General features: G+C 57.7%; 17 protein-coding genes, 1 tRNA gene and 2 pseudogenes. 9 read left to right on the top strand and 11 right to left on the bottom strand.

Going from position 1 to position 23,964, the window contains the following annotated elements; genetic code table 11:
- Nucleotides 1–123: 123 nt before the first annotated feature.
- Both desA and LQ249_RS01930 read left to right on the top strand, forming a co-directional pair.
- Nucleotides 124–1,308 (top strand): delta-9 fatty acid desaturase DesA, encoded by a 1,185-nt coding sequence (gene desA / locus LQ249_RS01935; RefSeq protein ID WP_046385075.1) that lies wholly within the window; start codon nucleotides 124–126, stop codon nucleotides 1,306–1,308.
- Between the two features lie 201 nt (nucleotides 1,309–1,509).
- The gene (locus LQ249_RS01930; protein WP_232566147.1) at nucleotides 1,510–2,511 is read left to right on the top strand and encodes a sensor domain-containing diguanylate cyclase; all 1,002 of its coding nucleotides are present in this window, start codon (nucleotides 1,510–1,512) and stop codon (nucleotides 2,509–2,511) included.
- Nucleotides 2,512–2,575: 64 nt separating this feature from the next.
- On the opposite strand, the gene LQ249_RS01925 is transcribed toward LQ249_RS01930, so the two are convergent.
- From LQ249_RS01925 to gabD, 3 genes are all read right to left on the bottom strand, one after another.
- Nucleotides 2,576–3,784 (bottom strand): HDOD domain-containing protein, encoded by a 1,209-nt coding sequence (locus LQ249_RS01925; protein ID WP_046385077.1) that lies wholly within the window; start codon nucleotides 3,782–3,784, stop codon nucleotides 2,576–2,578.
- A 139-nt stretch (nucleotides 3,785–3,923) separates the two neighbouring features.
- Entirely contained in the window at nucleotides 3,924–5,201 is a 1,278-nt protein-coding gene (gene gabT, locus LQ249_RS01920) for a 4-aminobutyrate--2-oxoglutarate transaminase (RefSeq protein ID WP_017848615.1), read from the bottom strand.
- 181 nt (nucleotides 5,202–5,382) lie between these two features.
- Nucleotides 5,383–6,825, bottom strand: coding sequence for an NADP-dependent succinate-semialdehyde dehydrogenase (gene gabD / locus LQ249_RS01915; protein WP_017848616.1), 1,443 nt, complete (start codon nucleotides 6,823–6,825; stop codon nucleotides 5,383–5,385).
- A gap of 370 nt (nucleotides 6,826–7,195) precedes the next feature.
- Between gabD and LQ249_RS01910 the strand changes: the two genes are divergently transcribed.
- From LQ249_RS01910 to LQ249_RS01895, 4 genes are all read left to right on the top strand, one after another.
- A tRNA-Arg gene (locus LQ249_RS01910) sits at nucleotides 7,196–7,272 on the top strand.
- 105 nt (nucleotides 7,273–7,377) lie between these two features.
- Nucleotides 7,378–7,662 carry a hypothetical protein gene (locus tag LQ249_RS01905; RefSeq protein WP_232566146.1) on the top strand — a complete coding sequence of 95 codons (285 nt, stop codon included), beginning with the start codon at nucleotides 7,378–7,380 and terminating at the stop codon, nucleotides 7,660–7,662.
- Between the two features lie 96 nt (nucleotides 7,663–7,758).
- Nucleotides 7,759–8,880 (top strand): PIN domain-containing protein, encoded by a 1,122-nt coding sequence (locus LQ249_RS01900; protein WP_232566145.1) that lies wholly within the window; start codon nucleotides 7,759–7,761, stop codon nucleotides 8,878–8,880.
- A 154-nt stretch (nucleotides 8,881–9,034) separates the two neighbouring features.
- The gene (locus tag LQ249_RS01895; protein ID WP_232566144.1) at nucleotides 9,035–9,559 is read left to right on the top strand and encodes a hypothetical protein; all 525 of its coding nucleotides are present in this window, start codon (nucleotides 9,035–9,037) and stop codon (nucleotides 9,557–9,559) included.
- Nucleotides 9,560–9,864: 305 nt separating this feature from the next.
- Here the strand turns inward: LQ249_RS01895 and LQ249_RS01890 are convergent, their stop codons facing one another.
- Nucleotides 9,865–13,218, bottom strand: a complete 3,354-nt coding sequence (locus LQ249_RS01890; protein WP_232566143.1) for a P-loop NTPase fold protein — start codon at nucleotides 13,216–13,218, stop codon at nucleotides 9,865–9,867.
- Nucleotides 13,219–13,387: 169 nt separating this feature from the next.
- Here LQ249_RS01890 and LQ249_RS01885 point away from each other — a divergent pair.
- From LQ249_RS01885 to LQ249_RS01875, 3 genes and pseudogenes are all read left to right on the top strand, one after another.
- Nucleotides 13,388–13,477 (top strand): annotated as a pseudogene (locus LQ249_RS01885) (AraC family transcriptional regulator); the annotation flags it as partial.
- A 630-nt stretch (nucleotides 13,478–14,107) separates the two neighbouring features.
- A pseudogene (locus tag LQ249_RS01880) lies at nucleotides 14,108–14,317 on the top strand (transposase domain-containing protein); the annotation flags it as partial.
- Nucleotides 14,318–14,495: 178 nt separating this feature from the next.
- Nucleotides 14,496–16,115 carry a methyl-accepting chemotaxis protein gene (locus LQ249_RS01875; protein WP_232566142.1) on the top strand — a complete coding sequence of 540 codons (1,620 nt, stop codon included), beginning with the start codon at nucleotides 14,496–14,498 and terminating at the stop codon, nucleotides 16,113–16,115.
- A 276-nt stretch (nucleotides 16,116–16,391) separates the two neighbouring features.
- Here LQ249_RS01875 and LQ249_RS01870 read toward each other — a convergent pair whose 3' ends face one another.
- The 7 genes from LQ249_RS01870 to LQ249_RS01840 all read right to left on the bottom strand — a co-directional run bounded on the left by LQ249_RS01870 (nucleotide 16,392) and on the right by LQ249_RS01840 (nucleotide 23,663).
- Nucleotides 16,392–17,456 carry a 2,3-butanediol dehydrogenase gene (locus LQ249_RS01870; RefSeq protein WP_226926362.1) on the bottom strand — a complete coding sequence of 355 codons (1,065 nt, stop codon included), beginning with the start codon at nucleotides 17,454–17,456 and terminating at the stop codon, nucleotides 16,392–16,394.
- 417 nt (nucleotides 17,457–17,873) lie between these two features.
- A complete protein-coding gene (locus LQ249_RS01865) occupies nucleotides 17,874–18,461 on the bottom strand; it encodes a hypothetical protein (protein ID WP_232566141.1) in 588 nt (195 codons plus the stop codon).
- The gene (locus tag LQ249_RS01860; RefSeq protein WP_232566140.1) at nucleotides 18,458–19,030 is read right to left on the bottom strand and encodes an RNA polymerase sigma factor; all 573 of its coding nucleotides are present in this window, start codon (nucleotides 19,028–19,030) and stop codon (nucleotides 18,458–18,460) included. Before LQ249_RS01860 ends, LQ249_RS01865 begins: the two co-directional genes overlap by 4 nt.
- A gap of 38 nt (nucleotides 19,031–19,068) precedes the next feature.
- Nucleotides 19,069–20,691, bottom strand: a complete 1,623-nt coding sequence (locus tag LQ249_RS01855) for a vWA domain-containing protein (protein WP_232566139.1) — start codon at nucleotides 20,689–20,691, stop codon at nucleotides 19,069–19,071.
- 1,249 nt (nucleotides 20,692–21,940) lie between these two features.
- Entirely contained in the window at nucleotides 21,941–22,594 is a 654-nt protein-coding gene (locus tag LQ249_RS01850; RefSeq protein ID WP_017848622.1) for a DUF799 domain-containing protein, read from the bottom strand.
- Nucleotides 22,591–22,953, bottom strand: a complete 363-nt coding sequence (locus LQ249_RS01845) for a DUF4810 domain-containing protein (protein ID WP_017848623.1) — start codon at nucleotides 22,951–22,953, stop codon at nucleotides 22,591–22,593. The genes LQ249_RS01850 and LQ249_RS01845 overlap by 4 nt, the downstream gene beginning before the upstream one ends.
- Nucleotides 22,954–22,982: 29 nt before the next feature.
- On the bottom strand, nucleotides 22,983–23,663 hold the full coding sequence (locus tag LQ249_RS01840) for a CsgG/HfaB family protein (protein ID WP_017848624.1): 681 nt from the start codon (nucleotides 23,661–23,663) through the stop codon (nucleotides 22,983–22,985).
- Nucleotides 23,664–23,964 lie beyond the last annotated feature (301 nt).

The raw sequence follows: 23,964 nt of genomic DNA, 5'->3' as shown, positions 1-23,964 counted from the left end.
GGTTACGGATTATAGAATAAGAAACATCCCGTCACTCCTATCTGAAAGGTCGGCTGGTTTTCTCTGTGAGCTTAGTGATAATGCGTGAGCTGTTTTTTTCTTTTTCTGAGGGCCATACAGCCTATGTGGTACAACGGTTTTCTTGACCTGTCAGCCTGGCAACTGGTGGCAGTCACCCTGTTGATGACCCACGTGACCATTATTGGGGTCACCGTCTATCTGCACCGCTATTCAGCCCATCGCTCCCTGGAGCTCAATGCCGGCCTGAAACACTTCTTCCGCTTCTGGCTGTGGCTGACCACGGCGCAGAACACCCGCGAGTGGACCGCCATCCACCGTAAGCATCACGCCAAATGCGAAACCGTCGACGACCCGCACAGCCCCGTCATTAAAGGCCTGTCTACCGTATTGCGCAAAGGTGCCGAGCTCTATCGCGCCGAAGCGGAGAACCCCGAGACCCTGCGCATCTACGGCAAGAACTGCCCGGACGACTGGATCGAACGCAAACTCTACACGCCCTACCCGCTCTTGGGTGTGGCAATCATGGGTGTGATCGACCTTCTGCTGTTCGGCACCATCGGCATCACCATCTGGGCGATCCAGATGATGTGGATTCCATTCTGGGCCGCCGGTGTAATCAACGGCCTCGGCCACGCCGTGGGCTATCGCAACTTCGAATGCCGGGACGCGGCGACCAACCTGGTGCCGTGGGGCATCATCGTGGGCGGCGAAGAGCTGCACAACAACCACCACACCTACCCCAACTCCGCCAAGCTGTCGGTGAAGAAATGGGAGTTCGACCTCGGCTGGGCGTGGATCAAGCTGTTCAGCCTGCTGCGCCTGGCCAAGGTGCAGCGCGTCGCGCCGATCGCCCACCGCGTCGAAGGCAAGGGCCACCTGGACATGGACACCGCCATGGCGATCCTCAACAACCGTTTCCAGATCATGGCCCAGTACCGCAAGCTGGTGATCGGCCCGCTGGTCAAACAGGAACTGGAGAAGGTCGATCACTCGGTGCGCCATCAGTTCCACCGTGCCAAGCGCCTGCTGTCGCGGGAAACCAGCCTGCTGGATGACCGCCACCACCTGCGTATCCAGAGCATGCTGGAACACAGCCAAGCCCTGAAAGTGATCTACGAAAAGCGTCTGGCCCTGCAGCAGATCTGGCTCAAGACCAGCTCCAACGGCCACGATATGCTGGCCGCGATCAAGGAATGGGTGCATGAGGCCGAGGCCAGCGGCATCCAGTCCCTGCGCGATTTTGCCCACCAATTGAAGACCTACTCGTTGCGCCCTGCAACGGTGTGAACACGCGGAGGGGAAGGCTTGCCTTCCCCTTTGATCGCTTTTTTGACGCCATTCTCCAGACACCCATAAATCCGTCACAATCGCCCCCAATGACGGAACTTAGACGCAATTCGCCCCTCTCAAACAACACTTCGCCATCATGGTGGCCCCTTGTTGTGACCGCTGCTGAACCCTGCGGCGCGCCCAGAGAGAGTTGTGCCGATGGTCCAAGAAAAAACGCACCTGCCCGATCCCCCCACCGCTGAACCCCCACGCCCCGCAGCCGCAGCAACCTTGCTGGCGTTGATGCACGCCCAGGGCGAGGTCGAGCGGCTGAGTGAGCGTGAGCAATTACTCAGTTCCCTGCTGGTCAGCGTGAATGCGGTGCTATGGGCCATCGACTGGGCGTCGCGACGCGTGCTGTATGTGAGCCCGGCGTATGAGCGGGTGTTTGGCCGTTCCGCCGGCATGCTGCTGGCCGACCACCGGGAATGGCGCAACAGCATTCACCCCGAAGACCTCGACTACGCCGAACACAGCCTGGCCCGCGTACTCGAACAAGGCGCCGTGGAAGACCGCGAGTACCGCATCATCACGGCCGGCGGGCAGATTCGCTGGCTCAGCGACAAGTGCTACATCAACCAGCAGGCCGAACCGGGCGAACCGTTGATCGTGGTCGGCATGGCCGAGGACATCACCGACAAGAAACAGTTGGAGCTGGAGCTGCACCGCCTGGCCACCACCGACGTGCTGACCCAGAGCAGCAACCGCCGACACTTTTTCGAATGCGCCAACCAGGCCTTCGACAGCGCCCGCGCCCAGGCTGCGCCGCTGGCATTCCTGCTGCTGGACATCGATGACTTCAAGGACGTCAACGACACCTACGGCCACTTGGAGGGCGATCAGGTGTTGCGGCGCATTGCCGAGAGCGGTCGTGGCGTACTGCGCCGTGGCGACCTGTTCGGGCGCATTGGCGGCGAAGAGTTCGCCGCCGTGTTGCCCGGTTGCGCGCCGGAGATGGCGCTGCAGGTCGCTGAGCGGCTTGGCAAGGAAATCCAGGCGTTGAGCTTCAGCTATGAAGGCCACGCGTTCACCGTGACGGTCAGTCAGGGCCTGGCCAGCCTCAACGAGCAAGACTCGACCCTGAACAGCCTGTTCGCCCGCGCGGATGGCGCCATGTACGAGGCCAAGCGCCTGGGCAAAAACCGCGTAGTTGCTGGTTAGAGGATCAACACAAAGCAAATGTGGGAGGGGACTTGCCCCGCCCACATCTGAACTTCATAGCCCTTTAGGCCTTGCGCAACCTCATCAGCTCCGACAGCCCCATTTTCAGCAAGCGCGCGGTCTTGCTCCTGGCCAGCGCTTCCAGCCCTTCATGCTCGGTCAACCGCGCCATCTGCGCCGCCAGGTTCATCACCAGCGCCTCCCGCGAATACACCCCGCCTTCCAGGGAGTAGATCGCCGCGATCAACTGGCGCAGTTCCAGCGGCAAGCGCCAACGCGTGCGCAACGCCGAACCGTAGGCGGCACCCAAAGCGTGCAGCGACTCGCCAATCGCTTCGTCATCCAGCGCCCCGCCACCCTGGCGCCAGTCTTCCAGGCAGCGCAACAACGCCAGGTCGCCGAGCCGATGCAGGATGCCCGCGCTGTAGCAGCGCTCGTGGTCCAGCTCCAGCATGCGCGCCAGGCGGCGGGCGTAGTCGGCGGTGTCCTGGGACAACTGCCAGTGACGCTCGGCATACGCCACCAGGCCCGGATCACCCAATACCACGTTGTGCTTGAGCGCCAGGCCGAGTATCAGGTTCATGCTTTGCCCGGCCTGCAGCTTGTGCAACGCCGCCGACAGGGTCTGCACCGGCGTGCCGTGATGGCCGGCGCTGTTGGCGGCGGCGATCAGCACGGCGGTGATCTGCGGGTCCATACACACGCGGTCTTCCAGGCACTTGAGGTCCAGGCCCTCCGGCCCGAGGCTGTCTTGCACGGCGGCCTTCACATCGACCCACAGCGGCGCGCCATCGCAGGCGTCGCGGCGGCGCTCGAGGAACACCGGCAAGGTCATGCCCGGCGCCAGTCGCGGCACTTCGCAGTACACGCTTTCGCCTTCGTTGAGCAGCAGGTCTTGCAGGCGCTGGGTCAGGCCGTCCATGTTCAGCGGTTTGGTCAGATACGCCGTGGGCGCCAAGGGCAAGGCCTCACGCACACTGGCGCTGTCATTGCGACTGCTCAAGAGGATGAACGGCAACGCGGGCGAGCGACGCTGCTGACGCACATTGCGCAACAGACTCAGGCCATCGATGCCCGGCAGTTCCCAATCCGCCACGATCAGGTCGTAGGCTTTGTCGCGCAGCAGCGTAGCCGCTTGCCGGCCATCGCCACACATATCCAGCCGTGCGTCGCAACGCACATTCAACAACACCTGCTTGAGCAGGTCCCGCGACCAAGGGTCTGCCTCAGCAATCAACACCCGGGGTACAGCGGGTAAATCCACAGCACTCATCCTGCACGCTCCATCTGCAATGCCTGCACCTTAGACAATGCGGCGGCCTACGTACAATGAACAACCACTGAATGTGCTGCATCAGGTAAAAAAAAACCCGCCGAAGCGGGTTTTTTCTATCGATCGGTTCAGCCCGGGCTTACAGCTCGGAGAAGCACTCTTCGATGATTGCCAAGCCTTTGTCCAGTTGCTCGTCCGGCGCGGTCAGCGGCACCAGGATGCGCAACACGTTGCCGTAAGGGCCGCAGGACAGCAGGATCAAGCCTTTCTCACGCGCCTTGGCCACTACAGCGGCAACGGCAGCAGCGTTTGGCTTGTGGGTGTCGCCACCTTCGAACAGCTCGATCGCGATCATCGCGCCCAGGGCACGCACGTCGCCGATCACCGGGTACTTGGCCTGGATGGCCTTGAGGCCGGAAACCAGACGCTCGCCGACGGCTTTGCAGCGATCCAGCAGGTGCTCTTCTTCGAACACTTCCAGCACGGCCAGGGCCGCGGCGCAAGCGATCGGGCTACCGGCGTAGGTGCCGCCGAGGCCGCCTGGCGCGATGGCGTCCATGTATTCGGCCTTGCCGCACACACCGGCCAACGGGAAACCGCCGGCGATGGATTTGGCGAAGGTGGTCAGGTCGGCAGTCACACCCATCTGTTCCATGGCGAAGAACGTACCGGTACGGCCGGCACCGGTTTGCACTTCGTCGGCGATCAGCAGGATGCCGTGCTTGTCGCACAGTTCGCGCAGGCGCTTCATGAAAGGTTTAGGCGCGACGTAGAAACCGCCTTCGCCCTGCACCGGCTCGATGATGATGGCAGCGATATCACGCGGCTCGGCATCGTTCTTGAAGATGCGTTCGATGCTGGCGATGGAGTCGTCGACGCTCACGCCATGCAGTTCGTTCGGGTACAGCGCGCGGAAGATGCCGCCTGGCATCAGGCCCATGCCGGCCGAGTAAGGCACGACTTTACCGGTGAGGCCCAGGGTCATCATGGTGCGACCGTGGTACGCGCCGGTGAACGCGATGATGCCGGCACGGCCAGTGGCAGCGCGGGCGATTTTCACGGCGTTCTCAACCGCTTCGGAACCGGTGGTGACCAGCAGGGTTTTCTTGGCGAAATCACCTGGGACCTTGGCGTTGATTTTTTCGCACAGTTCCACGTAAGGCTCGTAGGCCAGTACCTGGAAGCAGGTGTGGGTCAGCTTGTTCAGTTGCTCGGTCACGGCCGCGATGATTTTCGGGTGTACGTGGCCGGTGTTCAGCACGGCGATACCGCCGGCGAAGTCGATGAACTCGCGACCTTCAACGTCGGTCACGGTGGCGTTCTTCGCGGACTCGGCGAAGATCGGGTGAATCTGGCCAACACCGCGCGGTACAGCGGCTTCACGGCGTTTCATCAGGGAAGCGTTGGTCTTGCTCATAAAGTCCTCATTCGCCACTCATCGGGTGGCGTTGTTCAAGGAATACGTGGCGGGGGGCAACTACGGCAGCATGCGATGATCGACTGACACAGCGTTCCCGGCCACTACGAATAACGGTGTAAAACACGCAAAGGGTCAGCGCTCTCGTGCCCTTTGCGTTTGCAGCAATGCCTTGCCGGGCTTAGATGCCCAGGCAGAGGTATTTGATTTCCAGGTAATCCTCGATCCCGTACTTGGAGCCTTCACGGCCCAGGCCCGAAGCCTTGATACCGCCGAACGGCGCCACTTCGTTGGAGATCAACCCGGTGTTGACGCCGACCATGCCGTATTCCAGGGCTTCGGCCACACGGAACACACGGCTCAGGTCACGCGCATAGAAGTAGGACGCGAGGCCGAACTCGGTGTCGTTGGACATCGCGATCACTTCGGCTTCGTCCTTGAAACGGAACAGCGGCGCCAGTGGGCCGAAGGTTTCTTCCTTCGCCACAGCGGCATCTTTCGGCACGTTGGTCAGGATGGTCGGCTCGAAGAAGTTACCTTCCATGACCTTGCCGCCCGCCAGCAGCGTGGCGCCTTTGGCCAGCGCGTCCGCAATGTGTTCCTGGACCTTGGCCACGGCTTTGCCGTCGATCAGCGGGCCAGTGGTGGTGCCGTCTTCCAGACCGTTGCCGATCTTGAGCTTGGCCACCGCCACTTTGAGTTTTTCCGCGAACGCGTCGTACACCGCGTCTTGAACGTACAGACGGTTGGCGCAGACGCAGGTCTGGCCGTTGTTGCGGTACTTGGAGATGATCGCGCCTTCGACGGCCTTATCCAGGTCAGCGTCGTCGAACACGATGAACGGCGCGTTGCCGCCCAGCTCCAGGGACACTTTCTTGATGTCCTTGGCGCATTCGGCCATCAACTGGCGACCGATTTCGGTCGAGCCGGTGAAGGACAATTTACGCACGATCGGGTTGCTGGTCAGCTCGCTGCCGATATCGCCGGCGCTGCCGGAGACCACGCTGAACACGCCTTTCGGAATGCCGGCACGCTGCGCCAGTTCAGCCAGGGCGAACGCCGAGAACGGCGTTTGCGAGGCAGGCTTGAGCACCATGGTGCAACCGGCGGCCAGGGCCGGGCCGGCTTTACGCGTGATCATCGCGGCGGGGAAGTTCCACGGCGTGATCGCAGCGGTCACGCCGATCGGTTGCTTGATCACGATCAGACGCTTGTCCGGCTGGTGGCCGGGAATCACATCACCGTAGATGCGCTTGGCTTCTTCGGCGAACCACTCGATAAAGGAGGCGGCGTAGACAATTTCGCCCTTGGCTTCGGCCAGCGGCTTGCCCTGTTCCAGGGTCATCAGGCGCGCCAGGTCTTCCTGGTTCTCGATGATCAGCTCGAACCAGCGGCGCAGCTTGTTGGCGCGCTCCTTGGCGGTCAGCGCACGCCAGGCCGGCAGCGCTTTGTCCGCCGCTTCGATGGCGCGACGGGTTTCAGCGGCGCCCATCTTCGGCACGGTGCCAAGAATCTCGCCCGTGGCGGGGTTGTTGACCTTGATGGTCTGACCGTTGTCCGCATCGACCCAAGCCCCATCGATAAAGGCTTGCTGGCGGAACAACTGGGCATCTTTAAGCTGCATGTCGGCTTTCCTTAACAGCACCGCGCGCGCGCGGAGCGAATTAGAGTTGTTGAAAGGCGCCTTTCGGGGCTGCCGTCAGGGAAATCAGCCCCTGCGTGCAAGCAAGTGGAGAGCGCACGGGAGACAGAGCGTTTGAAATCTCAAACGAATCCTAGGATCAAAGGGGGTACAGGGCAATAGGATGTTCGAAAAAAAGAACGAAAACCGCTTATTTGCCGGATTTATCAGATCAACGACCTCAAGCCCCGCACCCCACCACCGAGCCACAGCGCCCGACGCAAGGCCCCAACACAGACAATTCCCACCCGCCAGCGGCCAAAAACCAGCATGGACGCCCAAGGTCGACATGGGTATGATGTCGCCCGCACAAGCATCCGTAGCTCAGCTGGATAGAGTACTGCCCTCCGAAGGCAGGGGTCGTGGGTTCGAATCCCGCCGGGTGCACCATCTTCTTTCCCTTGTATTACAAGGGGATAGCGCTCCTGACAGAAACCTGTCCTAGTCCTGAAAGTCGTTTTTGCCACAAATTTGCCACACTCAAAAGTGGCGGGAATGGTCGAAATGGCAACAATCAGGAATCGCGGCGAGTATCAGTGGGAAGCGCAAATCCGCCGTAAGGGCTATCCAGCCCAGCGCAAAACCTTCGAAACCAAATCCGATGCCCAGGCCTGGGCACGCATGATCGAAAGCGAAATCGACCGGAGTATTTTTGTTTCTCGGGTTGAGGCTGAGCGCACCGCCTTTCATCAACTTATTGATCGCTATATCTCTGAGATTGCTCAGAAGCACAAAGGCGCTAACGCCGTGCCTTTCGTTCATGAACAAATCCCTATTTAATGCGAACATCGGATTTAACGTAGATAATTCACGTTACAGTCAATTCTGCGAAAAAACAAATAGACCAAAAAGCTAACGCCAACGATGAAAGACGCTATGAGCATAGATCCTGCACATTTCAAAAATTTACGTCAAAAGCTTATTTCTGGTGAAATTACCGCGATCACTTTCGATACGCAGGCTTTTGACCGAAATAGCAGAACATTCAGAGGAGGCTTAATAGGCCAGTTGAGTCAGCTAAAAAACTCAAATATAAAACTGATTGTTACCGAGTTGGTGCGTGATGAAGCTGAAAGGCATATGTTGGAAATGCATCAATCAAGATACAAACGAGTCAATGATGCGCTTGCGCTTGTGAGCCATCATTTGAGTGATGATTTAGTTGATGATGTTCGTGAGGAACTGGATGCAAGGCCTGATCCACAGCATGTGGTTTTCAACGAGATCAATGATTTTTTTCTGAAAACCGATGCTGAAATTATTTATTACGAGGAGGTTTCTACCAGGAAGCTCTTTGAACTCTATTTTACTGGTAAACCTCCATTCCATAAGAGTAACGAGAAAAAACATGAATTCCCTGATGCAGTAGCGCTTCTAAGTCTAGAGGCCTATGCCGAAAATAATGGGATCTTAGTAGTTTCCGAAGATAAAGACTGGGTGACTTTTTGTAGCCAGTCCGAAAGCAAGAGGCTCTACTGCGTTCCAGATCTCACTACTGCGCTCGCCTTGATAAATTCGGTGGAAGTCGATGTCAAGGAAATCGTAAGCCAGCGTTTTTTGAGATTTCAACAATTCAATGAAAATGGAGAGCTTCAATCAGCTGTTAGATATAATGTGCTCAAAGGACTTAAAGACGCGCTGTTATTTAGCGCTAGAACGAGTTACTTTTATAATTCGCGCTGCTCAAGCATAGAAATTATCTCAATTAGGCACGGAGAGGACAAAACGTTTGGGACAATACGGGATGACTCAAGCCAAACGGTTTGGGTGATTGAGTTAGACGTAGAGTGTCGCATAATGGTGGATGTAAGCTTTTCCGCGGCTGATGAGACTTACATTGGCAGCAGTCACTATGAGCATCTTATTTTGGTGCCAACTATTTCCATAGTGAAAATCACTAGTGAAAATATAGGTATTGAAACGACCTTTGACCCGAAAACCACTTTGGATCTGGGGTTTATAGCACCAAATGAGCTTAGCGAGGCGGAGGAGTGTTAAGACCTGTACGAAATCTTGTGAACCCCGCCCGGCACCAATTAATCGCTAGAAAGTTGGCGCCCTCCTATCTAAAAATCCCTAAAATCAAATCTAAACATTTATTTTTTGCCCTTTGGCAAGATTTAAAAAATGACCATGAGTGCCTGAGGTCTGCATGTACAAGATAAAAAATCTAGTTACGCTCGAATTCGAGCTAAAAACAAGCATGCAAAAGCACTTCGTAGATTTTTTTTCATCTTACGACTACAAAAAAACCAGCAAATTAGTTGTTATACAGTCAATGAGTGATTTGCTCGATGCAGAGGCTGCGTACTCTGGAAGAGGTCTATACGTAATCATGTCTGACTATCAAATCGAGCAAAACAATTGCAGCTTTATTATCGATGGATTAAAGGCAATATATCGGGGTCACGGCTACACAGTCAAAAATCGCCTTAAGAGCCACTTATTCAATGATCACTACCGTAAAAATCTACCAGAAAGAGGCGTTCGCTACGACGTCTGTATGAAGTTAGATGGCAAAAATGGAATTAACATCAATGAATTCCCATACAGCAATTATCGCTGGAAGGTTGTAGTCCACAAGATGATTGGTAGTTCAAGGATGATGCGCGAACAAGCAGAAAGAGCTTTTGACGAGGTGTTTAATCGCCCCCTCGCCTCTAAAGAGCCTGGGTGAGCTTCCTAATATTTTCGTAGATTAATATCTCCCGCGAGCCAACCACAACGCCCGAAATAGAGTTCCTATTTGATCTGCACATAGGAAAAGCGTCCAACCCCCGTTTGCCGATTTCCGTAATGCGCGGCCGGCGGCTTTGGGTCGTCTTCTGCCGGTCATGATCAAGAATCGTGCCGGTTGAATCCGGCCCAAAGGGCTGGTCAGGTCGAATGCAAACGGGCGAGCAAGTCTGTGCAACTACCCACCAGCTCGCCACTTCGTGAACGGTTACGCCTAGGGCCTCGATCAATTGTGTTATGGCCGGTCTATTCCTTGCCAAAGAAAGCTTTTGCCAGCTCTTTCATGCGCGTCCTGTACCCGTGTTGCTCGGACAGATTGGCATAGATGGTTGGGAGGCTAGCCTTCAGTTTGGTCACCAGAGAGGAGTAGGTATCTTTGTGCTCCTTCGAGATTTTCCATTCAGCGAACTGCGCTGCTCTCGAGTCTAGGAAAGTCGCAGCGGATGCAGTTCCTATAGGATCGCTGTTCATCTGTAGCAGTATCTGAAGAAGGCGTTCCTCTTCCTCAGGCGTTCTGGGCGTGATGCTTGGTAACAGCTCACCGTACTCCCCAAGAATGAAAAGTAACGCTTCCACAACTACCTTTTGGTCATAAATAAAAGGTCGAAGCACCGTACCGATAATGGCCTGGGTGTCTTTTTCGAAGAGGTCGAGCAGTATCTTGGAGTTGGAAATGATTGCAGCGGATGGCTTGACGAATAGAGCCTGTTTGATCGTTGTCGTGAGGAAAGCTGAAACTGCTTGGTAGGCGAATGCCTCACCTGAAAAATCGATCTTATTGTCTAGCATATACCTCAGGGCGGTTCGCTCATTGGTGTCCACACCTTCGATGATCTTTGTCCAGCCGGCAATATCAATATTGGCGCCAAAGCTCCTATCAAGTAACACCGCACGCAACTCTAGTAACTTGGCGTTGTTTCCACCAAGAACATGGTTCAAGAACAGTGTATCTATGTCAGGTAGCGCTGGTAACCGTTCTGCCTTCAGCTCGAACGACGTAAACCATTCCAGCAGTTCGTTATCCGTCAGGTCATATTCACTCAGCGTGTCGGCGAACCTTGAATAAAACTCGTACAGATAATCGGAGGATACTGTAGATATAGCGTAGTCCTTGATCAGTCTCGCGAGGATTGGCGCTATAAGGTGTGACGCCTCATCCTCCAAAATCAGTTTGAAAAGCTGTTCGGAAGTAGTCGCTGCTCGTACCAAAGTGTACAGGTACTCTTGTTCGGCTTCGAAAGCTTCGTCGATTCCTGGAATTTCGGTTAGTGGCAATCCCGTTTTCAGCCTCATGTACATGACTGCCATTGATACCTTGATCCGGCTGGATTTCGTAGTAGGAAGATGCTGCAGGATCAACTGTGGAATCGTGCTAGAAAACTCTCCGAAGAAGGCTGCTGCAAACCACACCCGGTGTTCCGCAGGATTCAAAGAGATTGCCGTCGTAACTGCCGCGACCTGCACCTCGTCTATGAAATAGGATCTACGAGCGATGCCCAGCCTTTTCCCGCCAAAATAAGCAGTGAAGCAGGGCAGCCAATCGTCCTCATCGAGCGGAATTCTGTCCAGATTTTCGTGTTCAGATGATGCCAATTGAAGCACAGCATCCTTAAGGCCTCGGTCGTCGAGGCTGATGTTACCCGCATCAATTCTCTTGAGATCCGGGTCGGGCATGATCATCTGGAAGAGCAGCTCCGCGCTGCCAATAACCAAGGGGTTGAACGCTTCACCCATTGAGTCCAAGTAGCTGTCGTACCTCGATATGGTCTCTCGGTAACCTTCAACAGAGTCCAGATCGTAGGATTCCTCCGCCATTTCCTCGAACGCAGTCTTGGCGGCTGACAGTGCATTCGTGAAAATGCCTTTGTGCAAGCCGAGTGCGATCAAGCCTTTGATCGACTCAAAGTATCCGGCGTCGACCTTTTCCGTTTTCAACTGATCGCCAGTAATAAATTTGGCGCTTACGTGAGGCAATAGGTCGTCGACTTTGCACCCCTCGATCCTGGATGCCTGATAGAGCGTTTTGAGAAGACTTGATGCGGAAATCGCGCCCTCTAGACGACGCATGAAGGAGTCCTTGAATCCGAAGTATGGGATAAGCGTGGCGAGCTTTTTGCCGTCTTGGGAGTCGATAGCATCCTCCAGCGGCTGATCGATCAGTTCCGCGATGGCGATGTCCGAAGATGTCTGAAAGTGAATCTGTAGGATCTGGATGGGCCAGCCAGTTTTCATGTCTTCGCCGAGTAGTGCCTTCAACGTGCGCTTGGTCTTGTCAATATTGAGTGCCACTGCTTCAGCGGCCGCATCTTCAGCCTCCGTTGCACTCGCTACTGCCTGCTCGACCTTTGGGGTATCCGGATCTTTCAGCATGGTCTCAATAGCCACACCGTTGTATTTGCAAATTGCTAGGTACGCCGCGATACATACCACGCTTGGCTTGTCCGCGGTGACCAGCAGCGTGGTGGCGATGTCATTGATGAATCTCTTCTGAAGGCGAGGGGTCACAAGCCCTCCAGCCATTGGACTATGGCGCTGCAGAATCACGCTGCAAGCATCGGCTTCTGCTAGATCAGATGTCCCAAAGCTCTCACTCCACAGCTTTCTGAATGCATCTTTCCAGCCGGAGGTGATGATCGGCGGAGTCCGGAACACTACCGGGAATTTCTTAGCGATGAAGTCCTTGGAGTCATACGACTGCTCACTGTCACCATTTAGATACTTGGAGACTTTCATTGAGCAGAAGGGAACGATGACACTGAGATTTTCTTGACCGGTAACGGAGGTAAAAATTTCAAGATCGCTCCACACAGAGCGCAGAACGTCCCGTGGTAGCCTGTCCAGGTTATCGATCACGATGATAATGTGATGATCCTTAACCGCATGCAGGTGGCACCCTAATGCTCGTTTCAAATCGAGAGGGCTGACCTCCTTGCTCACCTCAACAGTTTCAGTGATGCGGTCGTCGGAGTTGCCTTTGAGCAGGCTTGTCAGATTCCATCGTTTCTTTGGGTCTTTCTCTTTCCGGCTGGCTAGGTATGCGAAAAGCAGGATAAAGCCAGGCGCCGTGCATGCGAGTAGGTAAAGGCTGTGGAGCGATGTGGCGAGCGGAGTTTCGCTGTGAAGTCGAATCAAATAATCACGAATGAATGTCGGAGCGAGAACACCGCTAACGATCAGTAGCACTGCCCAGATACTTATATGGCTGCGGGTGTCCTTCGTGTAGCTGTAGTGTCGACCAAGCGCGATGTCGCGATTTTTTTCTACATCGGAAATTTCTTTATCGCGACTCAGCTCTTTGAGGAGCGTAGTGACCTTTTCGGTAAGCACCTCAATGAAGTTGCTTTTGATCGAGCCCTGGTAGTTTTGCTCACAGTCAAATACCCATAGCTTTGTCTTTTCCCCCTCCTTCGCGATCTTTTTTTCAAGCATCTGTAAGATTGAGCTCTTCCCGGAGCCGAACTCGCCGTCAAGGCCAATGACTCTGTGATTGCCCTTGCTCTTGATGTAATCGTGCATTGCTTGAGCCACACGATTATGGCTTTCACCTTTGAACGCGTCGACATCCGCCGGGCTTTCGTTTTGGAAGTTTAGGTTGTTCATCAGTCCCTTACACCTAGGCGGGCCAGCTCTGCGTGGCCAATTGCCTCCAGAATACGACTTTGACATCGGCTTGATAAGCGGCTGGGTATAGCGCGGTACACATATCTTCGAAAAGGCAGTGCGCGGAAAACACTTTCTGTTTACGGGACGAGCGCTTGACATAATGAGTTTTGAAAACCCGGAGGTATTCTTTAGGGCCGTCAGGCGGGCGTTCGGTACGATACCAAGTGCGTTCAGGAAGGAACCGAGGTGGCAGGTGTAGAATTCGGTGTTCGAATACATATGTGTATATTCCGCTGCAATAGCGGAGTAAGCAGTCTTAGACCAGGAGCTGGAGACTGATGAGTATCCGTTCAGAGTCGATTGCGGTCCTTTGAAGCGCTACGGATTTCGAAGAAACCTCCAAGCCTCAACGTAGACCTGTTAGGCCATTGCTGAACGGTCTGCTTTTGGCCGCTTACTGCCCTTCATTACTGACTACTTTGGGTGAGCTCAGTCGATTAGGTGTGTGGAGAGGCTTAGCTACTGATCGGAATGCCACAAATTTGCCACACTAGCCCCGCTAACTGGGGCGAAAATCCACTAACCCCAGCTAACACAACCCATTGATTCCCCAGCTAATCCCCGCTAACGTATTGATTCTAAACGTCGACTTTTAGGACTCCGAAGGCAGGGGGCGTGGGTTCGAATCCCGCCGGCTACTTGTTTCTGGCTATCCGTCTCTCTCCAACCCGATAACTTCCCGCAGTGCTTGCCTTGAGATTCCTATAACTGGAGGCATACAGAAAACCGCCCCTTAGCAAACACCACGCTCGCCGGCCTGGAACCTGACCACGCTACCTATAGCGAGCAGGACGGGAACGGCCTCTACTTCAGCGTGAAACCTAACGGACAACGGTCTTGGCTGGATCTCGGCAGCCAACGCGCGGCTCCGCTGATGAGGCTGAGCCAGTCGGCCAAGCTCAATGGGCATGATCCATCTGGTTATCTCAAGGATGTACTAACCAGCGCGCCAGCAAGATCCCCGGGTTGTTGCCGCATAACGGGTTACCGTTACGCAACCTGTAATGCCCATTCGGTTACCGCGCAACTCGCATGAAAGTCCTTGTGCATGACGGCTTCGGGAGCTGGCTCCCCCCGCAGATTGAACCAAGGCAAGCTCCACCGGCCAGGCGTTCGCCAACCACATCGCCTTTCGACGACATCCTTAAAGTTTCCGACTTTGAGTCGATATCCTGTTGAACATATCAACAACCGTTGGAAAACAGGAATCTTGTATGCACCTTAGAAATCTCAACGTAGCGCCACGCGCTGCCCTGTTTTTCGCGTTGATTATTGCGTTGGTTTTTGTGCTCGGCGCATTCGCAGTCGTGCAAATGGGCAAGCTGAGGGACTCCGAAAAAGACGTCGAACTCAATTGGATGGCTAGCATCCGACAAACGGGGCTGATGAACAGTACAGCCCTTCGCTTGAGGCTCGAAACACAGCGTGGCCTTGCTGACCCTCAGTCGATACAAAAGACGATTGATAGCTTCGCCAGCTACCGTAAGGCGTTCAACGATGCGGTGGCGAATTATGAGCCTCTGATAGCGAGTGATAAGGAGCGTTCGTTTTATACACCGGTAAAAAACAGCGCCGATGCCTACTCCAAACTAATGGATAGTCTTGAACCGTTGATGAGGCAGGGTGACGTAGCGGCGGCGGTCAGCCTGGTGCAGACCGGCATCCGCCCTCTGACGAACACGATGGAAATGCAGATCAAAGACTTGACCAACTTTAACAACGACGGCGCGGCGCAGGCTGGGCAAAACGCAACCGATCTTTATAACAATGGGTTGTGGTTGGTTGTCGGCCTTATTGCTGCCGTTGTCGTCCTGACAGTTGGTTTGGCATTGCTGTTGACGAAAAGTATTACCTCTCCGATTAAAGATGCCCTGTCTGTCGCGGAGCGCATCGCGGCCAGCGATCTCTCCAAAGAGGTATTGGTCAGCGGGACTGATGAAGCCGGACGACTGTTGAAAGCCCTCGCGCAGATGCAGACAAATCTGCGAACTACAATTATGCAGATATCCGATTCGTCCACCCAACTGGCCTCTGCGTCAGAAGAGATGACAGCGGTCACTGAGGAGTCGAGTCGGAGTCTTGTCGCCCAAAATGACGAGGTCAATCAGGCTGCCACAGCGGTCACAGAAATGAGCGCAGCTGTTGATGAGGTCGCTCGTAACGCGGAGTCGGCTTCCGAAGAGTCAAAGCGTACCCAGGGCTATACCGAAATAGGTTTGGAGCGAGTGGCTCAGACATTGAAGTCCATTCAAAAGCTGAACGGGAACGTTGAGAACACGAGTGAACAAATTCAGGGGTTGTCAGATCGTGCTCAGAGCATCACTAAAGTTGTCGAGGTGATTCGGGCCATTGCAGAACAAACCAACCTGCTGGCTTTGAACGCGGCTATCGAGGCAGCACGCGCAGGCGAGCAAGGCCGTGGGTTTGCGGTAGTTGCTGACGAAGTAAGGGCGTTGGCCCATCGCACTCAGGTGTCGACACAAGAAATCGAGCAGATGATCGCTGCCATCCAGAACGATTCTGATCTCGCCGTGAAGGCGATGAATACGAGCAGAGACCTGGCGACCGAATCACTTGGTGTCGCCCAAGAGGCCAGTACCTCGCTGGATCAAATAGCCACCGCCATTGTTCAGATCAATGAACGTAACCTCATGATCGCCACGGCGTCTGAAGAGCAGTCGCATGTTGCGCGTGAGGTTGATCGTAATCTGGTCAGTATTCGCGAGCTGGCAATTCAGAGTGCTGCGGGTGCCAGCCAGACGGCCAGTGCAAGCGGTGAGATGTCAAAACTGGCGGTCAACCTGAATCAGTTGGTTAACCGATTCGCGGTGTGAAAAAGGCGCCGAGCGAAATTCATGCTTGGGGCATATCACGCCTCGATAGATGACTTGACCAAACGCGTGCTGATGTCGGCACGCCTGTCTGGCAGATGTGCTGATGCAGCGCTTACCCACAAGCCCAGGCCGGACGGGTGATCGGTGGCGACTCGCTACTCGTCGGCAAATTCCGGCAATACGGCATGAGAGGCCGTCGATAGACTCCATCAGCCGCACGCCACCCTTGCCACTCACAACGAAGTGGCAAGGGTGACGTGCTGCTCATCGCTCGCTTCAGACCCGAGCGGGCGACACGATGATTTTCACGTTGTGCTCCTTATTCTTGACCAACTCCTCAAAGCCCTGCCCCACGATCTGTTCCAACTGAATGCGCCCCGTCACCAGCGGCGTAATGTCCAGCCGTCCATCGGCGATAAACGCGATCACGTCAGCGAACTCGCCGTTATAGGCCAGCGCGCCCATTACCTGTTTTTCCGTCGCCACCAACTCGAAAAAGTTGAACTCGCTGGGTTCCTCGAAGATCCCCACCAGGACGCACTTGCCGGCCTTGCGGATCAGGTCGATTGCGAGTTTGGCCGTGTGTTTGTTACCGATGCATTCGAAGCTGACATCCGCGCCGAGCCCGCCCGTGAGGCGGCGGACTTCGGCCAGGGCGTCGCACTCATTGGGATCGAGCACATGGGTCGCGCCCACTTCCCGGGCCTTGGTCTTGCGGGCGCCGGACATTTCCAGCGCGATCACCTGCGCCGCACCGGCCGCCTTGGCGCACATGATGGTACACAGGCCGATGGTGCCGGCACCGACCACCACCACGTTTTGCCCGAGCAGGCTTCCGGCTTTTTTCACTGCGTGCATGCCCACCGCCAGCGGCTCGATCAGTGCCCCGGCTTCAGCGGGAAAATTCGCCGGCAATTTGTACAGCAGGTTGGCGGGCACGTTGACCAGTTCGGCGAAGGCACCATTGTTCATCAGCCCGGTGAAGGCCAGGTTTTCGCAGATGTTGTACATCCCGTGGGTGCAGTAGTAGCACGTGCCGCAATGCTGGCACGCATCGGCCGCCACCGGCTCGCCGACGCTGAAGCCCTGTACGCCGGCGCCGAGTTCGACGATCTCGCCACAAAACTCATGCCCGAGGATGCACTGCCCCTTTATCCCGGTCAGCGGGTGCGGGGCGTCGACCGGTATGAACACCGGCCCGGCCACGTACTCATGCAAATCGGACCCGCAGATTCCGCACCACTGCACGCGGATCTGCACCCAACCGGCCGGCGGCGAAATGGGCAGCGGGACGTCTTCGACGCGGATATCGTGACGGCCGTGCCAGACAGCGGCGCGCATGCTGCGTTGCGGATTGATCGAAAGGGTCATAGCGAAATCTCCTTGGAACGATTGGCCCTGGCGCCCCGCAAGAGTCCGCCAGGAGGGGCGTCAGCGCGGTAGCACAAGGTCCAGAACCAGTCGATTGAGCTGTTGCGGCATGCGACTCATGACGCCGCCACGGGCAGAACCGGGAAAGGGAGTTGGGCAGGACATCGGGCACCTGTTTTTATTATTGGGTCACCAGTCGGGCTGGTTACCAGTGCCAGAGCAAGGCCGGTGCCAGATCCGCAAAAGCACCTGAACAGGCCTTGCTTAGAGCGGTCCGCTGGAACCCCAGGGGCGGCCGCGATCGCGTTCGAATGAGACGCGCCATGTCAGACCACACCTGGTGGCAATGAGACGGCGAGACGTTGCGTCTCACCGCCCGCCCCGCGTTCAGCGCTTGCGCAACACCTCCAGGCGCGCCGGCAAGTCCTCCTGGGGAAAGCGCGCGTGCAACGCCAGCAGCTTCTCATCCGCCGCTTGGCTTTCCCCGGCCGCCCGCAGGTTGACGATTTCCTGCAAGCCCTCTTCCAATGAAGGCAGTGCAACCGGTGCGCGCTTGCTGAGCCTGGCCGGCGATTGATCCGACAACGCACCGGCAATTTCGGCTTGGACCGGCGCGCTTTCGGCTCTGGGCGCGACGGCCATCCGGGCCATCGGCGCGGGGGCCGGGCGGGCGCTTTCTGGGTGGGGCGCGGAGAACGTCGCCGGGGAGATGTCGGGTTGAGGCACGGGCGAGCGCATGACCACGCCGATCATCAGCGCTAACCCTGCGACGGTGGCGAATGCCATCTGCCAGCGTGGGCGTTGGCAGGCGTGCAGCCAGCGTTGCCAGCGGCTGGGTTGCGGCGCTGGGGTTTCGCGGCGGGCGGTGGCGAGGATGAAGGCGTCGAGGGACGCCGGTGGCTCGCCGCGGCTGTGTTGACGCACGTGCTGGATGAGCAGGTCGTCGGGGTCGGGGGTGTATCGGGAGTCGGTCATGCGGGTATCTCCTCGGCCAGCAGGCGGCGCAGTTTCTGCTGGGCGTAACGCAGGCGGCTTTTCACGGTTTCCAGCGGGGCGCCGGTGAGGGCGGCGATCTGCGGCACGTCGAGGTCGCCATGCAGGCGCAGCAGGAAGACTTCGCGCTGGTCTTCGGGCAAGTCTTGCAACGCGGCGTCGAAACGCGCCTGGTCGCGGCTCAGGCTCAGATGCTGCTCGGGGCCGGCGCTGGTGTCGGGCTGGGCGTGCAGTTGTTCATCGTAACTGTCGTGCAACGGGTTGTGGATGCCGTGCTTGCGCCAATAGTCGATCAGGCGGTTGCGGGCGATCTGGAACAGCCAGGTACGAAAACTCGCCCGGCCTTGTGGCTGGGTGGCGCTGCGGATCAGGCTGAGCCAGGTCTCCTGATAAATTTCCTCGGCCAGTTCGGCCTTGTTGCTCAGGGACACCAGGAAGCGGTAGAGACCTTGGCGGTGCCGCGCGTATAAGGCCTCGAACGCGGCGCCGTCACCGCTTCGGTAGCGGGCCAGCAGCGATTCGTCGCTGGGTGAATCATCTGGAGCGGGCATGTTGGTGGCGAACTCCTTTCTGGTCGCTGTGTTCACGATCAAGGTTTGAGGCTTTGCGCCACTTCCACCAGTTGCACGAATTCATTGCGCAAGCCGAACGGGTCATCGCCCCGGGCAGAGCGGGCGAGTGCGGCGGTGTCCTGCAAACTCATGCTGCCAGTGTAGCGGCCATCGCCCTTGAGTTGCTGGGCGAAGGCGGCCACGGCGGCGCAGAAGCGCAGGTCGTCGCTGGCCTTGGCCGCGGCGTTGCTCACCGGCCGCTCGATCAAGCGGCTCGCGCCACCGGCCGCGGGCTTGTAGCGCACGCGCAACATGGCCAACTCATCGGAAGCGCCCGACACCGCAGGCGCGGCGGCATAGCGCAGTGGCTCCAGCCAGCCCTGCTGGCCCTTCGGTACAATTTCGTACAGCGCGGTCAGCGTGTGCCCGGCGCCGATCTCTCCCGCGTCGACCTTGTCGTTGTTGAAGTCCTCACGCTTCAACACGCGGTTTTCATAACCCAGCAAGCGGTATTCGCTGACCTGGGCCGGGTTGAATTCCACCTGCACCTTCACATCCCGCGCCACCACCGCCAGGGTCGAGCTGAGTTGGTCCACCAACACCTTGCGCGCTTCGCGCAGGGTGTCGATGTAGGCGTAGTTGCCGTCGCCCGCGTCGGCCAGCTGCTCCATCAGGTGTTCGTTGTAGTTATCCACACCGAAGCCGAGGGTGGTCAGCGACACACCGCTTTTGCGTTGTTCCACGGCCATTTGCTTGAGGCTGTCGAAATCGCTGACGCCGACATTGAAGTCGCCATCGGTGGCCAGCAGGATGCGGTTGATGCCCTGCTCGATAAAGCCTTCGCGGGCCATCTGGTAGGCCAGTTCGATGCCTGAAGCACCGGCGGTGGCGCCGCCCGCGCTGAGTTGGTCGATGGCGTTGCGCAGCTTCACTTTGTCGCGCCCGGAGGTGGGAGGGAGCACCACGCGCGACTCGCCGGCGTAGACCACCAGCGACACGCGGTCTTGCTCGCGCAATTGATCCACCAGCAATTTCAGGGTGCTTTTCACCAGCGGCAAGCCTTCGCGGCGGTCCATGGAGCCGGACACATCAACCAGAAACACCAGGTTGGCCGGCGCCAGCTGCGCTACGGCGCGGTCGGAGGCCTTGATGCCGATGCGCAGCAGTTGGGTGCGCGGGTTCCACGGGGTGGCCGCCAGTTCGGTGGTCACGCCAAACGGCGAACCGTCGGTGGGCAAGGCGTAGTGATAGGGGAAGTAGTTGAGCATTTCCTCCAGTCGCACAGCACCCTCGGGTGGTAGACGGCCTTGGTTGAGGAAACGTCTCACGTTGGCGTAGCTGCCGGTGTCGACGTCGATGCTGAAGGTCGAGACCGGCGTTTCGGCGACCCGATGCACCGGGTTGTCCGGTAGGTTGGCGTACTGCTCGCGGGGTTCGCTTTGGTAATCCAGGGTTGCCGACTCCTGCATCCGCATCGGTGCAGGCATCGCCTGGCGCTTGACCAACGCGCCCTGGACCGGCGCGCTGTGCAGCTCGGCGACGGGCTCAGCCGGTTTGGCTAAATCTGGGGACGAAGACAGCCCACAACCGGCCAGCGCCACCAGCAAGGTAACCGCAAAGCCCTGGGCAGCAGGACGCAGGAAAAGCAGAGGATGGGACATGGACTGAACCTCGTGAATGAATGATCCGTTCACAAGGTCAGACGCAGGGTGCGGGGTGTTCGGGTTAAACCCTGGATTAGATATCGCCTCGGTCAGTGTGGGAGGGGGCTTGCCCCCGATTGCCAACTGTCAGCCACTGCATCGGGCGACTGACCCACCGCCATCGGGAGCAAGCTCCCTCCCACCTTTGATCTTTGGTGGTGCCAGAATCGAGACGGTTAACTCAGCCCGGTGCACTGCCCCGCCTGAATCCTGGTGTAGATAACACCTCGATCAGTGTGGGAGGGGGCTTGCCCCCGATGACCAAGCGTCAGCCACTGCATCCGGCGACTGACCCACCGCCATCGAGAGCAAGCTCCCTCCCACATTTGATCTTCGGTGGTGCCAGAATCGAGACGGTTAACTCAGCCCGGCGCGCTGCCCCGCCTGAATCCTGGTTTAGATAACACCTCGATCAGTGTGGGAGGGGGCTTGCCCCCCACATTTGATCTTCGGTGGTGCCAGAATCGAGACGGTTAACTCAGTCCGGCGCGCTGCCCCGCCTGAATCCTGGTTTAGATAACACCTCGGTCAGTGTGGGAGGGGGCTTGCCCCCGATGACCAAGCGTCAGCCACTGCATCGGGCGACTGACCCACCGCCATCGGGAGCAAGCTCCCTCCCACCTTTGATCTTCGGTGGTGCCAGAATCGAGACGATTAACTCAGCCCGGCGCGCTGCCCCGCCTGAATCCTGGTTTAGATAACACCTCGATCAGTGTGGGAGGGGGCTTGCCCCCCACATTTGATCTTCGGTGGTGCCAGAATCGAGACGGTTAACTCAGCCCGGCGCGCTGCCCCGCCTGAATCCTGGTGTAGATAACACCTCAATCAGTGTGGGAGGGGGCTTGCCCCCGATGACCAAGCGTCAGCCACTGCATCGGGCGACTGACCCACCGCCATCGGGAGCAAGCCCCCTCCCACCTTTGACCTTCGGTGATGCCAGAATCGAGACAGTTAACTCAGCCCGGCGCGCTGCCCCGCCTGAATCCTGGTTTAGATAACACCTCGATCAGTGTGGGAGGGGGCTTGCCCCCGATTGCCAACTGTCAGCCACTGCATCGGGCGACTGACCCACCGCCATCGGGAGCAAGCTCCCTCCCACCTTTGATCTTCGGTGGTGCCAGAATCGAGACGGTTAACTCAGCCCGGCGCGCTGCCCCGCCTGAATCCTGGTTTAGATAACACCTCCCACCTTTGACCTTCGCTGAGATCAGTCCGTACCGTATTTCGGGTTGCGCGGACCGTACAGCAGCCCGGTACGCTGCCCTGCCGAGAGCAGGCGCGCACTGGTGATGCCCGCGATCGGATGCGCTGCGTCGGTGGAGCTGTTGATCACCTGCTTGACCGCCGCTGTGATCAACATGCCCACCAGGCCGCCGCCGTTGTTATTGTTGCCTTCCTCACTGGACGCGCGCGCCGAGCCGGTCCACAGGGTGGTGCCGGTGCGCAGGTCCACCAGTTTGGCCGAGGCGGTCACCGCGGTGTTGCTGGAGATCAGCATGTACTGGGTGCCGTACTCGCTGATGGTGATGTACAGCGCTGCATCCGCACCGAAGATGTCATGCAGCTTGGCCGGCGGCACGCCCTGGATATCGTTGGCGGTGGTCAGGCCGTTCTGGCGGAAGGTTTCGTCCACCAGGGCAATCGGCAACACGTAGTAGCCGGCTTCGGCCAACGGGTAGGTCACCTGCGAAACCATGCTGTAGGACGCCTGCACTTCCGGCGATTCATTGATCGGCGGCAGCACCAGGATCGACTTCGGCCGCGCCTGTTTGTATGCCGTGTAATCAATCGTCTTCGGTGCCGCGCAACCGCCGAGCAAGGCCAGGGCCAGCAAGGCGCCGGTGAGTTTCAATAGGCTCATTTGGTGGCGACTCCAGTCTTGGCGTTTTTCAGCAGAAAGTCCATGTACGCAGCGGATTCGGGGAACAGCGCCTTCTCGGTGCGGAACTCCTGCACCATCTGGTCATCCTTGCCCATGCTCAGGTACAGCATGCCCAGGTGGGCGTGGTAACCCGGCGGTGCTTTGCGGCCACTGGCGTTGATCTTCTGCAGATCGCGCTCCAGGGCCTCGACCTGCGCTTCCTTGGGCTCGCCCTTGAAGTACTCGTAAACCTGCGGCTGGTAGCTTTCCCATTGATACAGGGGTTGAGGCGCCGTCTGGCACCCGGCGACCGTCGCGATTGCTGTCAGCATCAGCGCCAACTTCACTGCCTTGCTCATCCGTGTACTACTCCTTGAGAGGTTGCCAATCAGTTGCGCGGGTTCCAGGCGCCGGCGTTGATGCCGTCGACCAGGCGGTTGATCGCTTCACGCATGGCCAGGTCGAGCACCTTGCCATTGAGGGTGGAGTCGTAGCTGGCGGTGCCGCCGAAGCCGATCACTTCACGGTTGGACAGCGCGTACTCACCGGCACCCTGGGTGGAATACACCACTTCGGAAGTGCTGATGTTGACGATATTCAACGCGACTTTGGCGTAGGCCACTTGCGTCTTGCCACGGCCGAGGATGCCGAACAACTGGCGGTCGCCGGTTTCTTTGCGGCCGAACTCGGTCACATCGCCGGTCACCACGTAATCAGCGCCTTTGAGCTTCTGCACGGTGCCTTTGATCGCGGCTTCCTGGGAAATTTCGCCCATGTTGTCGCGGTCCAGCACGCTGAAGCGGTTGGTCTGCTGCAGGTGGGTGATCAGGATGGTCTTGGCCTGGCCGCCGAGACGGTCGACGCCGTCGGAGAAGATGCCGCGCATGTAGCTGGAGCGGTTATCGAACTTGCCCACGGCAATCGGCACGCGCACGCCGGAATAGGCGACGTGGGCGCTGGCGACTTGTTCCACCGGCATCGCGCGGTTGCTCTCCGTGGCGCAACCGGCCACGGTCAGCAGCGCTGCGACGGCAACGCCGGACAGCAGGATTTGGGACAGTGTTTTCACATGTTGCTCCTAAAGTGAGGAAATCAGCAGCGCTCGGTGTAGCGAGAAACCGGGCACGAGGCGATACCCACCCCTTCGAGGTCGAAGGCGTCGGGCCAAGGGCGGCAGTTTCAGGGAGGGGAGCAGGCTGGCCTGCGCAAAGGCAAGAACACGCGCGTAACTGACTTCATCCCTGAACATGTCGGGTCGCAACGGCTGCAGCATTTTACGGGGTTGAGAGGGGTTCTCAAGGTGTTTCGTCGGAGCGCGTGCGGTGACGCACATTCCTCAAGTTTTCGGCCCGTCAGTCGAGACAGTGGCC

The organism is Pseudomonas sp. 7-41, from assembly GCF_021233075.1.
GTDB classification, from domain to species: domain Bacteria; phylum Pseudomonadota; class Gammaproteobacteria; order Pseudomonadales; family Pseudomonadaceae; genus Aquipseudomonas; species Aquipseudomonas veronii.
The sequence above is the reverse complement of the archived record's forward strand: the minus strand, read 5'-3'. Positions and strand labels throughout refer to the sequence as shown.